Genomic DNA, 13,685 nt, shown 5'->3' with positions numbered 1-13,685 from the left:
GGAGGGCGTGACATGGATGGGGGACCCGCACACACCGAGATGCTTCGGAAGGCATTCGACAGCTTCGTCGCGCAAGCGGATTGCGATGCCCGAAAGCTCGCGGCACTCGCGCAACTCGCTGCGAAGAACGGGCCCGTGCACCGGGTGTACGACCTGGCGATGCGCGCCCGTGCCCTCGCGCCCGACGATCCCGACGTGCGCTCCATGACGGACATCTGCCTGTCCGCGGGCGTCCCCTCCTGGCATTTCCGGATCGTCCGCGACACCCATCGGAACGACAGTTACGAGGCGGCGCTGCGCCGTGCCGTGCGCCCGGACAGCCGAGTTCTCGATATCGGGGCGGGGACGGGCCTGCTCGGGATGATGGCGGCGCGCGCCGGCGCCGCGGAGGTGGCGTCCTGTGAAATGAACGCCCCGGTCGCAGCGGCTGCCGCCCACATCGTCGCGCAGAACGGGCTCGCCGAGCGTGTGCGCATCATCCCGAAACATTCGAAGGACCTCGACGCCGAGGCCGATCTCGGTGGGCGGGTCGATATTTTGGTCCAGGAAATCGTCGCCAACAATGTGGTCGGGGAAGACGTTCTTCCGGCGATGGAGCACGCGGTTCGCCAGTTCCTGAAGCCGGGCGGCGTCGCCATCCCGCGGTCGGCTGCGGCGCAGGTCGCCCTGTGCGCTTGGCCGGACCTCGAGAAAAGCCTGCTGGGGGAAGTTTCCGGCTTCGATCTCTCGGGGTTCAATCCGCTCCTGCAGCGGCCCATCCGCCTTCCCGCCGGAGAGCCTGGCCTGGAATTGCGCAGCACGGTTGCGGCTCTGTTCGATTTCGATTTCGAATCCGGCGGACCTTATCCTAACGCGGCGGACGTCGATCTGACCGCGGAGGGCGGAGCCGCCGACGGCATCGTGCAATGGCTGCGGCTCCAAATGGACGAGAGCGGCGTGTACGAGAACGCACCGGGGCGCGGGTGGCACTCGGCGTGGGCTTGCCTGTTCTATCCGTTTTCCGGCGCGCGGACCTTCTCCGCGGGAGAAACGGTGCGCGTGCACGGAGCCCACAGCGCCGGTACCCTGCGCCTCTGGGTGGACTGACCGGTCAGAGCCGCTGCGGCCGCTTGCCCGGCGCGGCGGCAGCGGCGCGCCGCTTGCGGGGAGGCGCGTCAGATGCCGGGGCCACGGATATGAATTCGTTGAGGAAGTTTGCGACGATGCGCGCAACGACCATCGGCTTGTCCTCAGCCACCGGCAGCCGGTGAATATATTTCCGGACCAGGAAGTAAATGAACGTCGAATGCAGGTGCCACACCAGCTCGAATTCGATCGGATCCACCGACGAATCGTCCGGCAGGCCGCGATAGACCTGCAGCTCGCTCAGGACGATTTCGAGGAGGCGGTTGACATGGGTCTGGACGTAGCGCGCCGTAATGTCGTGACCGGCCAAGCTTGCGTAGAGTGAGACCCGGATCCACGTCGATTCGTCGACGGCGTCGAAATACGACAGATAGAATCGCTCGAGACGGTCGGGAAAGGGCACGGATCGGTCGCGCAGGCCCAGTTCCCACGCCTGCGACCAGCGGCTGAGAAAGACCTTCTGATAGACCTGCTCGACCAGATTCTGCTTCGTGCCGAAATAGCGGAAGATCAGGCCCTGGGAGACCCCGATCCGCTCCGCCAGTTCTTTGGTCTGCGCCTCGAAGCCATGCTCGGCGAAAAACTCGACCGCGGCTTCGAGAATCATGCGCTCGCGCACGGTCGGGTCGAGGCGGGTGCGCACGGACGGGCGCTTCGCGCCGGCGGGGCGAGGCGGGGATTTCGCCCGGGCGGGGGTCTCGCGCTCCCGCACTTGGCTCTGCTTTTTCAAATGACCACTCCGCGCGCCGCGCTTCGGGGCGGCCTTCGATCCTGTATCGCCCTGAAAGCCTATTGACAATCCGCTCAATATGAATTGAGTCTTTGATCAATAAGGCGGCGAGAACAGCTGCCGAAAGGGAGAGAACGTTGGCCAAATCCCGCAAGGTGATCATCACCTGCGCCGTCACCGGCGCGATCCACACCCCGACCATGTCGCCGCATATCCCGATCACGCCGGACGAGATCGTGACCGATGCCCTGGCTGCGGCGGAAGCCGGCGCGGCGATCCTGCATCTGCATGCCCGCGATCCGGAGAACGGCAAGCCGGACCAGCGCCCCGAGGCGTTCGCGCCGTTCTTGCCGCGCATCAAGCAGGCGACGAACGCCGTCATCAACATCACGTCCGGCGGCAGCCCCTATATGCGGGTGGAGGAACGCGTCCTCCCTGCGGCCACGTTCAAGCCGGAAGTGGCGTCCCTCAATATGGGGTCGATGAATTTCGGCCTCTATCACCTTCTCGATAAGTATAAAGAATTCAAATACGACTGGGAGCGTCAGCATCTCGAAAACACGCGCGATCTCGTATTTCGGAATACGTTCAAGGATATCGAATATATCCTGCACACCTGCTACGATAACGGGACCCGTTTCGAGTTCGAATGCTACGACATCGCGCATCTCTACAATCTGGCGCATTTCCTCGAGCGGGGGCTGGTGAAGCCGCCTTTGTTCGTGCAGTCGGTGTTCGGCCTGCTCGGCGGCATCGGCCCGCATCCCGAGGACGTGATGCACATGAAGCGGACTTGCGACCGGCTGTTCGGCGATCAGTATCGCTGGTCGGTCCTCGGCGCCGGGCGCAACCAGCTGCCGATCGCCGCGATGGCCTGCGCCATGGGAAGCAATATCCGCGTCGGGCTCGAAGATTCGCTCTGGGCCGGGCCGGGCAAGCTGGCGACGTCCAACGCCGACCAGGTATTGCTCGCCCGCAAGATCGTCGAGGGGCTCGGGCTGGAACTCGCGACGCCCGACGAAGCGCGTGTGATCCTCGACCTGAAGGGCGCGGACAAGACCGCGATCTAATTCGGTCCAGCGGAACGGCGCATGTGCGTGCCGTTCCGCCCCACGCATCGAAACAGCCGTGTTCCGACGGCGCGCGCGCCGGACGCGATGAGTCGAGAGCACGATCGCGGTGCCGCGCGCCCGCGTGACCGCTCCCGGGGCGCCCGTGCGCCGACCCAATAAGCATAAGGCCGCCGCATCAGAACGGACGGTCGACTTGGGAGGAGAACGATATGGCACATATGACGAAAGGCTTACGGACGGGCCTTTGTGCGGCCGGTCTGCTGCTCGCGAGTACGCTGGCAGGGCATGCCGCGACCTATTCCCTCAAGATCGGGGCCGGCCATCCCGCCGGATCGGTGTGGATCGGCGCCATCCGCGACTTCTTCATGCCGCAGGTGGCCGAGCGCGTGGCCAAGGCCACCGGCGACAAGATCGTCTGGACAGAGGCCTGGGGTGGATCGGTCTGTAAGCTCGGCGAATGCCTGGAGGCTGTGGAATCCGGGCTTCTCGACATCGGAGAATTGCAGACCCCGTTCGATCCGGCGAAGCTTCTCGCCCACAATTTCACCTATTTCGCGCCGTTCGGCACGCCCGACCCGCGTGTGGCGGCCAAAGCCGTGCTCGATGTCTACGAGGCGACGCCGGCGCTGAAGAAAGTCCTGGAGACCCGATACAATCAGGTCTTCCTCGGGGCGGGGGTGATCGGCAATTACGGCCTCGTGACCAGCTTCAAATGGACCGATGTCGGCGACCTGAAGGGCCATAAGATCGCCGCGGCAGGTCCGAACCTGCCTTGGCTCCAGGGCACCGGCGTGGTCGGCGTCCAGTCGAACCTCAACGAGGCCTATACGTCGTTTCAGACCGGTGTTTATGAAGGCTGGGTGATGTTCCCGGACGCGATCGTCAGCTTCAAACTCAACGAAGTGACGAAGCAATATGTCGACATGGACTTCGGCTGCATCCACACCCCGCTTCTCAGCATGAACAAAGACACCTGGAACGATCTTCCGCCGGCGGTCCAGAAGATATTCATCGAAGTGGGCAAGGAATGGAACGCCTATACCGGGCGGGTCACCTGGCAGAAGCAGCAGGATGCCCTTGCCAAGATGAAGGAGCTCGGGCTCGACGTGCGTCAGGCCGACATGGCCACAAAGCAGGCTTGGGCGAAGGCGCTTCCGAACATTCCCAAGCAAAGGTTCGAGGAAATCAACAAGGCGAACCTGCCCGGAGAGGTGATCTACACCTACATCAAGGCGCTGAAGGCTGCCGGACATCAGTTTCCCCGCGATTGGGAAGCGGAGCGCTGACGGGCCGGGCGCATTGGCGCCCAGCTCTCTGAGGTAAGCGGCGGACCCAGGCTCGGCTTCGGACATCATCAGTCCCCTGCCGTACTCCGGATCCGCCGCCGCGACCGCCGCCGGGCGTCGTCCCGGATTCCCGCCCCTTCCTGCGAGGTAAGCGTCGTGACCCGTCTGTTCGGTGGGCTTCTGGCCGGCATGAACGGCCTTGCGAGCCTGTGGGTTCTGTTCCTGGTCGGGCTGATCTCGACCGACGTCTTGGCCCGCTCGCTCTTCAATGCGCCGCTGTCCGGCGTGCCGGAGATCGTGAAATTCTCCATCGTCGGCATGGTGTGGCTGCAGATGGCCTATGTCTTGCGCAGCGGCAATCACCTGCGAACCACGCTGGTGCTCGCGATGCTGCCGCGGGGCGGCCAGCGGCTCGTGCTCGTGCTCAATGCGCTGGTCGGGATCGGCATGTTCGCCATGATCGCCTGGCTCGGTACGATCGAGATGGCGAAGAGCTACGACATCGGCGCCTTCGAAGGCGAGTATCCCGTGCGCATTCCGGTTTGGCCGATCTGGGCGATTCTGGTGTTCGGCGCCGTCGCCACCCTGGTCCAGTTCGCACTCGACGCGGTCCGCTATGCGGTGTCCGGCCCATCGTCGGCGGAATTGCCCGAGGCCGAACTCGTGGCCCGCGAGAAGGGCACGCGGCCATGATGGATCCCGTCACCGTCGGCGCCCTGTCCGTGGTCGCCATCTTCGTCCTGATCCTCGCGGGATTCCATGTCGGCATCGCCCTCGGTGCGATGAGCTTCGCCGGGGTCTATCTCATCACGGGCAAGTTCCGGGTGGCGGCCAGCATCCTCCAGACCACCGCCTTCAACGGTGTCAACGATTACATCTTCGCCGTCATCCCGCTTTTCGTCGTGATGGGCCTGTTCGCGACGCAGGCGGGGGCGACCCGCGATCTGTTCGATGCCGCCGAAAGCCTGATGCGGCGCGTGCGCGGCGGCATCGGCGTCGCGACCGTGATGGCGAATGCGATCTTCGCAGCGATCACCGGGGTTTCGGTGGCCTCCGCTGCGGTGTTCTCGAAGCTCGCGATTCCGGAGATGGACCGTCTCGGCTACAACAGGCGCTTCGGCCTCGGCATCGTCGCCTCCAGCGCCCTGCTCGGGATGCTGATCCCGCCTTCGATTCTGATGATCGTCTACGGCGTCATCACCGAGGAATCGATCGGCCGGCTGTTCGCGGCGGGCATCGGGCCGGGCCTTCTGGTGGCGGGCACCTTGTCGGCGACCATCCTGCTCATGGTCCGGCTCAACCCCGCGCTCGCGGGGCAGGAAGGGCATGTCGCTGCGCGGGCGCGGGAGCCGCGCCTCTCGATCATCCTCAAGATCTGGCCGATCTTCGCGCTCATCGGCCTGGTCCTCGGCGGCATCTATGGCGGGCTGTTCACGCCGACCGAGGCGGGGGCGATCGGCGCCTTGGGGGCGCTCGTCCTCATGGTCCTGCGCGGGCGCTTCAGCGGCGGCGGGGTGGTCGAGATCCTGCTCGAGACCGGCAAGGCGTGCGCCAGCATCTTCTTCCTGCTCATCACCGCCCAGATGTACAGCCGCATGCTCACCCTGTCCCGCCTGCCCGAGGCGCTGACGGAATGGGCCTCGGCGCTCGAAGTGCCGGGGATCGTCATCATTTTGAGCTTCATTCTGGTGCTGCTGATCCTCGGCTGCATCATCGATTCCGTCTCGATCATGCTGCTGACCATGCCGATCATGGTCCCTTTGGCGGCGACCTTCGGCTACGACAAGGTGTGGTTTGGCATGATCGCGATCCTCACGATCGAGATCGGCCTCCTGACGCCGCCCTTCGGCATGGTGATCTTCGCCATGAAGGCCTCGCTCCCTGCGGACGTGAAGATCGAGGACATCTTTATCGGTGTCGCCCCGTTCTTCGCGATGCTGTTCGTCGCACTCGCGCTGATCGTCATCTTTCCGCAGATCAGCCTGTTCTTTCCAAAGCTTCTACTCGGATAAAAATCCGACTTTCACCTGGAGGACGCCATGGACATCAAAGTGGGCAAGGCCGCGATCGCGGAGGCTTCGCAGAAGCTCTCCAATTGGGGGCGCTGGGGCAAGGACGACGAGATCGGCACGCTCAACCACGTCACCCCCGAACATATCGTCGAAGCCACCAAGCTGGTGAAGAAGGGCAAGGCGTTCGCGCTCGGCATTCCGCTCGGCGCCTCGGGACCGCAGAACGGCCTGTTCGGCGGGCGCTGGAACCCCATCCACACCATGCTCGCGACCGGCACCGACGCGATTGCGGGGCGGTTCGACGAGACCAACAAGATCCGCTATGCGGACGATGCCCTGAACATGCCCGTCCAGGCCGCGACCCATTGGGATTCGCTCGGGCACATCTTCTACGAAGACAAGATGTATAACGGCTTCGAGGCGAAGCTGGTGGATTCCGGCGGCGTGCACAAGAACGGCATCGAGCACACCCGCAACAAGATGATCGGCCGCGGCGTGCTCCTCGACGTCGCGCGCTACAAGAAGGTCGACTATCTCGAAGACGGCTACGGCATTCCTAACGACGAGCTCGATGCGGTGGCGAAGGCGCAGGGCGTCGAGATCCGCAAGGGCGATTTCGTCATCATCCGCACCGGCCAGATGGAGCAGCGCCTGAAGACCGGAGAGTGGGGCGGCTATGCCGGCGGCGACGCGCCCGGGGTCAAGTTCGAGAATTGCTACTGGTCGCAGGAGAAGGAAATCGCCGCCATCTGCTCCGACACGTGGGGTGTCGAGGTGCGGCCGAACGAGACCTCCGAAGTGTTCCAGCCCTGGCACTGGGTGGTGATCCCGGCCATGGGCCTCACCATGGGCGAGATCTTCTATCTGAAGGAACTGGCCGAGGACTGCGCTGCCGACGGGGTTTATGAGTTCATGTTCTGCGGCCCGCCGCTGGTGATCACGGGCGGCACCGGCTCGCCGATCAATCCGCAGGCGATCAAATGAGCGGCGTGCTCGATGGCCGCACCGCCCTCGTGACAGGGGCGGGGAAGGGGATCGGGCGCGCCTGCGCCCTGGCGCTCGCGGGGGCGGGCGCCAGGGTCATCGCAGTGTCCCGGACCCCCGCCGATCTGGAGGCGCTCGCGGCGGAGGCGCCGGGCGCGATCGAGCCCTGGATCGAGGATGTCACGGGTGACGCTTTGCCCTCTCGTATCAAGGCGTTGCCGCGGCTCGACGTGCTGGTCAACAATGCCGGCACGAACCGGCTCCAGTACGTCCTCGATGTCGACGACGCGACGCTCGACATGCTGATCGCCCTCAATATCCGTGCCGCCTTCAAGGTGGCGCAGGCGGCTGCGGCCGCAATGGTGGCGCAAGGCGGCGGCGGCTCGATCGTCAACATCTCGTCCCAGGTCGGCCATGTCGGCGGACCGCGCCGCACGGTCTATTCCATGACCAAGCACGCGATCGAGGGAATGACCAAATCGATGGCCATCGACCTCGCGCCGCATGCGATCCGGGTCAATGCGGTGGCCCCCACCGTGGTCGAAACGCCGATGACCGCCCCTTTCTTCAAGGATCCCGCCTATCGCGAGGCGGCGCTGGCGAGCATCCCCTTGAAGGAGGTCTTGCAGCCGGAAGACGTTGCCGGTGCGGTGCTCTACCTCGCCTCGCCCGCTGCGCGGCTCGTGACCGGCTCGAGCCTCAGGGTCGATGGCGGCGCGACCGCCATGTGAGGCGCCGTGGCGACGAGGCCGGGACCTCCGATCGGACCCGTTTTCGTCTCCACAAAACGATCGCATCGAGGGGCGGCCCGGCGTTGGCCGCCCCTTTTCGTCGCGTTCGGTTGGACATCGCCGATTCTCGATCGGCAACGAGAGCGGACCCCGCACCGTGCCGCCACGCTGCGGGGTCCGGGTCCCGACCTTCCTGTGCTTCTCGTCTCGGGCTTCAAAGAGGACGCCGGAGCGGCCTTCGGCCCCGCGCGGCCGAACAAGCCGTATCACCGCACCGAACTGGCCCGCGCGCTGGCGGCGCTGCTGCGGCAGGCAGGACGGCCGCTGCCGCCGGTGTCAAACTGCGGCTGAGGCCGGGGCCCGATCACTGCGTCGCGGCGCCTCTGGCGAGTTCGGTGTCGAAATAGGCGATGGTGCGGATCAGTCCTTCGCGCAGCGGCACCGTCGGCTCCCAGCCGAGGGTTTGCCGCGCGAGGGCGATATCGGGTTTGCGCTGCTTCGGATCGTCCTCGGGCAGGGGCTTGCGCAGAATCTGCGATTTGGAGCCGGTAATGGTGAGGATCATCTCGGCCAATTCGAGAATCGTGAATTCGCTTGGATTTCCGAGATTGACAGGTCCCGTCACCTCGTCGGGGGTCGCCATCAGGCGGGCGATCCCGGCCACGAGATCGTCGACATAGCAGAAGGAGCGGGTCTGGCTGCCGTCGCCGTAAATGGTGATCGGCTCCCCGCGAAGGGCTTGGACGATGAAGTTCGACACGACGCGCCCATCATTGAGCTTCATGCGGGGACCGTACGTGTTGAAGATCCGCACCACTTTGATCCGCGCGCGGTGCTGGCGCCAGTAATCGAAGAACAGCGTCTCCGCGCACCGCTTGCCCTCGTCGTAACAGGCCCGGCTGCCGATCGGGTTGACATTGCCCCAATAGCTTTCCGGCTGCGGGTGAATTGCAGGATCGCCATAGACCTCGGAGGTGGAGGCCTGGAGCACCTTGGCGTGCAGACGTTTGGCGAGGCCGAGCACGTTGATCGCCCCCAGCACGCTCGTCTTCGTCGTCTGGACCGGATCGAACTGATAATGAACGGGCGAGGCGGGACACGCGAGATTATAGATCTCGTCGCATTCCACATAGAGGGGTTGGCTGATGTCGTGCCGCATCAACTCAAAATTCTTGTGATCGAGAAGATGCAAGATGTTGGCGCGCTGGCCGGTGAAGAAATTGTCAAGGCAGAGAATTTCCGCGCCGCCGGCGAGTAGGCTTTCGCACAGGTGGGAGCCGAGAAATCCCGCCCCGCCCGTGACCAGAATCCTGGGCCTTTCAACCATGTACGCGGCTCCCTCGACGATCTGACAGCCATGACGGCAGGGGAGGAGAAGGTCAAGAGCGGGGGGCTGCGGCTCGGATGTCCCGGGGTGTCACCCAGTCGTCCGTCCTCCGTATCGCTGCCCCCGGACACGCACGCGACGCGCCTTCATGAGCGCCTTTCCGGCGTCCGGGTGATCTTCAGCTCGCCGTACCAGAGGACACCGGACATGAACTGCTCGGACGCGATGCGGGCGGGCAGATGCAGTTGCACCCTTTGGGCGCGGCATCCGGCTTTCGGGACCGAGAAGGTGAATGAAAAGTTCCGCCAATCGGGAACGGGTGCGTTGAAAAGCTGGCTCGCAGCCAGCACCTTGTCTTCCCCATAGCACAGAACACGCCACTGAAGGCCGCGTGATCCGAGCGGGTTGCCTTTGTACCGCCCGCTGAAAGTGTAGGTGCCGGGCTGCAGCAAGACCACCTGATAGACTTCGCCGAATTCGACGCGCCCTTGCCCGAACTCGACAAACAATCCGCGGTCGCCGTTCGCGAGCGGCTGGCGGACCGTTTCGACCGTCACGCCCGAGCCCGGCCCAAGCACCCAGTTGAAGGCGACACTCGTCAAAGGAAAAGCGAAATCCCCATTGAAGAGATAGCCTGCCGCGGCCAGTTCATCCGGCGGCAGGAACTGGAGCCATGTGTAATAGGCGACATCGTAGAGCTTCTTCGCGAGGAGGAGATTGAGCCACGGCGCGAGCTCCGTCTCTGTCGGCGGAGAGCCGTGCTTTGCGAGGTCCTGCGCGAGGGCGAGGGGCGTCGTGGCGTCGGTCGTGAAATGCGGGAGATAGGCGAAGAAGGACGCACGCCACGGTGGGTTGGCCGCCAATTCCTCGCCGACGGCGGCGCGGCCCTCCGGATCGTCGAGGGCGCGCACCAAAAGCGGCATGACGAGCGGAATGAGTTCGAGGTAGGTGCGCGCGACGATGTCGGCATAGCGAACCGCGTCTTTGAAGGTCTTCGTCCGCAGGTAATGGTCCATCAGCCAGAGCGCGGCCGGGGCTTCGTGAAGCGTCCGCCGCACGGCTGCGATCATGAGCCGTTCGGTGTCTGCCGTGTTGCCTTCGATCTGGGTAAGGACGCCGAGCAGGCGCCGTGCGGTGCCGCTGAGCGGCTCGGCGAGAAGAATGCGCGCCACCTCGTCTTTCAACCGCGCCAGGGTCTGCGGGTCGGGCACCGCCGGATTCGCCGCCTCGTCGGGCGGCTGCACGAGGGCGACGACTTCGCTGCCAGTCACTTCCAGCATGGCGGATGGGGTGTCCAGGCGCAGCGCCAACGCGGCCGTTGGAGCGGAGGTCGCGAGCGCCGCGGGGAGGCTGCGCGTGCCGATTTGCCAGACCAGAAGAGCACATAGGCCGCCGAGTATTCCGGCGCGCCAGGGATGCGCGCGCAAGAGCCCGATCAGCGGCCGAAGAGACCGGCCGCGAAGGACGCTCCAAAGGGTGCGGCTTCGATCCTCGACCCGCCGCCAGAGTCTCTGCAAGACGGTCGATCTGTGGCGGCGCGCCGTCTTCGGAGCGGAATGCCTCACCTCAGCCTCTGCGGTTTGAGCGCCGACCGAACAGGGTCAGCCAGAGTCGGGTCCAGAAGCCCGGCTGCGCGGTATGGCCGCGCGAGTGACCCGTGCCGCCGTTCCGGCTCCGAGACTTGCCGTCGACCCGCTTTTTGCCGCCGGACTCCCGTTTGCGCACCGGCGCTGGGGCGACCGGGGGCGCCGCAAGGTCGTAGGCCGAACGCCGATCCTGCGTCTTGAGGTCGTTCCAGGCCAGCGTCACCCGCGGGAAGAAGACCGATCGGTCCCGAACCCCGTCGGGTTCCGCATGGAGCCAGCGGACCAGAAGCGCCATGTTCTGGCGCAACTCGCCGGGCGTCGCCCCGCGTTCGCATCCCAGCACGCGGTAACTGTCGGCGTCTGGACTGAAGAGAACCTGTTCGATGAAGAAGTCGGCCGCGTGCCGGACCACTTCTGGGGTGCGGCCGTAGGTCCGCGCGGCCTCATCGAGCGCATCCCCATCGGCGGTCGCGACCCGAAGAAGCTGCGGGATGCCGTCCGGCAGCGGTCCGCGCCGCACGAGCCGGACACGCGCGGGCATGTGGGCCAAATCGAGCGCGACCTTGAGGACGCCGGGCTCCATCACGCACGCGGACGATCTGCGCCAAGCTGAGCCGGGGGCGGCTCCCCTGCGGCGCCGCCATAGGTGAAGGCGCTCGCCCCGCCATAGCCATAGGCATGGCCGTAGCCATGGCCATAGCCGTAGCCGTGGGCCTTTGCGTCGAATTTGGTCAGAGCCGTGCCGATGAGGGGACTGCGCGACAATTGCAGCCGGCGCAGCGCGCCCTTTACGGTGCCGGCGCGCGATTCGCCGGCCGCAGATATGAACACGACCGCGCTCGCCGCGCTCGAGAGAAGGGGGGCATCGGCAAGCCCCATGACCGGCGGTCCATCCAGAACGATCAAGTCGAACACCTCGCGGCCGACCGAGAGCAGCGAGAAGACGCGCGTTCCGCCCAGGAGGTCGGCGGCGTTGGGAGGGAGGGGGCCGGATGACATGAATGTCAGATTCGGAAGATCGGTGCCCTGCATGGCCTCAGGGGGCGTACAGGCCCCCGTCAGGTAATTGCTGAAGCCCACGGTGTTGCTGAGGCCGGTCTTGATGTGGAGGCTGGGATTTCTCAGATCCGCATCGATGAGAAGCACCTTCAAGCCGAGAGTCGCGAAATGGCGGGCGATGGCGATCGCGGTCAGAGATTTGCCTTCGGCGGGGACGGCGCTGGTCACCACCAGATTGCTCGGGAGGCCGTTTTCGGTCGAGAACTGAAGCGCAGTACAGAGCGAGCGATAGGCCTCCGACAATGCGGATCGAGGGTCTTTGAGTGCCGCGATCGGCTCGACAGCACCGCGCACCTTGGGAAGAATCCCGAGGGTCGGCAGGCCGGATGCCCGTTCGAGTTCTTCGGCGGATCTGATCTTGTCGTCGAAATGGTCGAGCCCGACCGCGGCGGCAACCCCGACAACCAGGCCGAGGCTGAGGGCGATCATCAATGCGCGAGGAACGTTCGGCGAAGACGGGCCGCCCGGAACGATCGCATTGTCGACAACGAAAACATTGTTCACTCCCGCTCCGCCCGCGACGTCCACTTCCTTCCAACGTTGCAGCAGGCTCGCATACAGATCGCGATTCGTGTCCACTTCGCGCTTCAGAGTGTTGTACTGGATCGAGCGCTCTTGCAGGTCCAGGACCTCGCGGCGCAGAACTTCGATCCGCGCTTTCATGTCGTTTTCCTGCGCCACCGAGGCCTCGTAGGCGGCCTTGTAGGAGCTGCGGATCGCTTGGATCTCGGACGCCAATTGCCGGTCCAGTTCCTTGATCCGATTGCTGATCTCCACCATGGACGGATAGCTCGGCTTGTAGGTCTCAAGCTTCTCCTGATAGTCCACGGCCAGGGCATTGCGCCGGGCGCGCAACCCATCCACGACGGTGTTGGATAAAATCTGGGGAAGATTGATGGTGCCGGAGGATTCGATCTGACGCCATTGCTGCTCGTTTCGGATGCGCTCGGAGACCAGAATTCCGAGCGCAGCATTGGCGGCGGCGAAGTTGCTTTCAGCGATGGAGGATTTTTCCGTCGCCGTCCCCACGATTTGTTGCTTTTGGGCAAACTCCAGAAGCCGCTGTTCGGAGTCTTCCAGGCGTAGCTTCACTTGGCGGACCTGATCTTCCAGGAAGGCCTTGGCATAGGCATTCGCTTGAAAACGTTTGTCGAGGTTCGAGGCGATGAAGGCGTCGCCGAATGCCGCGGCAATGCGTTGCGCGCGCACCGGGGACGGATCCGTATAGGAAATGTCCACGAGCCGCGCGCCCGACACCGGCCGGACGGTCCGGTTCGCCAGCACCCTTCCGGCCGCCGCCCGTTCGAGCGCGGCTTTGTCCGGGGTCGAGGCCGGCTGGGGCGTCGAGAACAGGCCTTCGATGCCGCCGAGAAGAGAGAAAGAGCGGGAGGAGAGGAAATCCGGATCGTTGCCGAGCTTCAGGGCGGAAGCGACGCGTTCCGCGATTGCGCGGCTTTGCAGCAATTCGTTCTGGGTCCGCAGGAAATCGAAGTCGAAGCCTTCAACCGGGGTGACGTTTCCGCCCTCGACCACCTTGGCGACGTTACGGTCGATTTGCAGCCGCACGCTCGACGTATAAAGCGGGGTTTCCATCATGGTGCGGACCGCCCCGATCACGCCGAATGCCAGAGTGATGGCGAGGATCAACCATTTGCGCTTCAGAAGGATGCGCACATACCGCAGGATCTGCTGCCCGGACGACGGGGCGTCATCGACCATCCCCGCTCCGTAATCGCCATAAGGGCGATACGGCTGGGACCTCGCGGGTGCCG

Annotated in this window: 13 protein-coding genes; 8 read left to right on the top strand and 5 right to left on the bottom strand. The window is 64.7% G+C overall.

Annotated elements, in window-relative coordinates:
* The first annotated feature begins 12 nt into the window (after positions 1-12).
* Positions 13-1,086 carry a 50S ribosomal protein L11 methyltransferase gene (locus EDC64_RS13965; RefSeq protein ID WP_132032328.1) on the top strand — a complete coding sequence of 358 codons (1,074 nt, stop codon included), beginning with the start codon at positions 13-15 and terminating at the stop codon, positions 1,084-1,086.
* A 4-nt stretch (positions 1,087-1,090) separates the two neighbouring features.
* Here the strand turns inward: EDC64_RS13965 and EDC64_RS13960 are convergent, their stop codons facing one another.
* Complete coding sequence (locus tag EDC64_RS13960) at positions 1,091-1,855, bottom strand: TetR/AcrR family transcriptional regulator (protein WP_132032326.1); 765 nt, start codon at positions 1,853-1,855, stop codon at positions 1,091-1,093.
* Positions 1,856-1,992: 137 nt separating this feature from the next.
* Here EDC64_RS13960 and kce point away from each other — a divergent pair, with 137 nt between their 5' ends.
* The 7 genes from kce to EDC64_RS23585 all read left to right on the top strand — a co-directional run bounded on the left by kce (position 1,993) and on the right by EDC64_RS23585 (position 8,292).
* Positions 1,993-2,925 carry a 3,5-dioxohexanoate:acetyl-CoA acetone transferase gene (kce, locus tag EDC64_RS13955; protein ID WP_132032324.1) on the top strand — a complete coding sequence of 311 codons (933 nt, stop codon included), beginning with the start codon at positions 1,993-1,995 and terminating at the stop codon, positions 2,923-2,925.
* A 212-nt stretch (positions 2,926-3,137) separates the two neighbouring features.
* Positions 3,138-4,214 carry a C4-dicarboxylate TRAP transporter substrate-binding protein gene (locus EDC64_RS13950; RefSeq protein ID WP_132032322.1) on the top strand — a complete coding sequence of 359 codons (1,077 nt, stop codon included), beginning with the start codon at positions 3,138-3,140 and terminating at the stop codon, positions 4,212-4,214.
* 156 nt (positions 4,215-4,370) lie between these two features.
* Positions 4,371-4,907 carry a TRAP transporter small permease gene (locus tag EDC64_RS13945; protein WP_132032320.1) on the top strand — a complete coding sequence of 179 codons (537 nt, stop codon included), beginning with the start codon at positions 4,371-4,373 and terminating at the stop codon, positions 4,905-4,907.
* Positions 4,904-6,226, top strand: coding sequence for a TRAP transporter large permease (locus EDC64_RS13940; RefSeq protein ID WP_132032318.1), 1,323 nt, complete (start codon positions 4,904-4,906; stop codon positions 6,224-6,226). The genes EDC64_RS13945 and EDC64_RS13940 overlap by 4 nt, the downstream gene beginning before the upstream one ends.
* Positions 6,227-6,253: 27 nt before the next feature.
* Positions 6,254-7,210 (top strand): cyclase family protein, encoded by a 957-nt coding sequence (locus EDC64_RS13935; RefSeq protein ID WP_245504703.1) that lies wholly within the window; start codon positions 6,254-6,256, stop codon positions 7,208-7,210.
* Positions 7,207-7,941, top strand: coding sequence for an SDR family NAD(P)-dependent oxidoreductase (locus EDC64_RS13930; protein WP_132032316.1), 735 nt, complete (start codon positions 7,207-7,209; stop codon positions 7,939-7,941). The genes EDC64_RS13935 and EDC64_RS13930 overlap by 4 nt, the downstream gene beginning before the upstream one ends.
* Positions 7,942-8,136: 195 nt before the next feature.
* Positions 8,137-8,292 carry a hypothetical protein gene (locus EDC64_RS23585; RefSeq protein ID WP_165933772.1) on the top strand — a complete coding sequence of 52 codons (156 nt, stop codon included), beginning with the start codon at positions 8,137-8,139 and terminating at the stop codon, positions 8,290-8,292.
* A gap of 13 nt (positions 8,293-8,305) precedes the next feature.
* Here EDC64_RS23585 and EDC64_RS13925 read toward each other — a convergent pair whose 3' ends face one another.
* From EDC64_RS13925 to EDC64_RS13910, 4 genes are all read right to left on the bottom strand, one after another.
* Positions 8,306-9,268 (bottom strand): UDP-glucuronic acid decarboxylase family protein, encoded by a 963-nt coding sequence (locus tag EDC64_RS13925; RefSeq protein ID WP_132032314.1) that lies wholly within the window; start codon positions 9,266-9,268, stop codon positions 8,306-8,308.
* 146 nt (positions 9,269-9,414) lie between these two features.
* Positions 9,415-10,548 carry a carbohydrate binding domain-containing protein gene (locus EDC64_RS13920; protein ID WP_132032312.1) on the bottom strand — a complete coding sequence of 378 codons (1,134 nt, stop codon included), beginning with the start codon at positions 10,546-10,548 and terminating at the stop codon, positions 9,415-9,417.
* Positions 10,549-10,834: 286 nt separating this feature from the next.
* On the bottom strand, positions 10,835-11,437 hold the full coding sequence (locus EDC64_RS13915) for a hypothetical protein (RefSeq protein WP_132032310.1): 603 nt from the start codon (positions 11,435-11,437) through the stop codon (positions 10,835-10,837).
* On the bottom strand, positions 11,437-13,632 hold the full coding sequence (locus EDC64_RS13910) for a GumC family protein (RefSeq protein WP_245504702.1): 2,196 nt from the start codon (positions 13,630-13,632) through the stop codon (positions 11,437-11,439). The genes EDC64_RS13915 and EDC64_RS13910 overlap by 1 nt, the downstream gene beginning before the upstream one ends.
* Between the last annotated feature and the right edge of the window lie 53 nt (positions 13,633-13,685).

Origin of the sequence: Aquabacter spiritensis, assembly GCF_004346185.1 — a bacterium.
In the GTDB taxonomy this organism is placed as follows: Bacteria; Pseudomonadota; Alphaproteobacteria; order Rhizobiales; family Xanthobacteraceae; genus Aquabacter; species Aquabacter spiritensis.
This window is presented reverse-complemented; position numbering and strand designations above follow the sequence as displayed.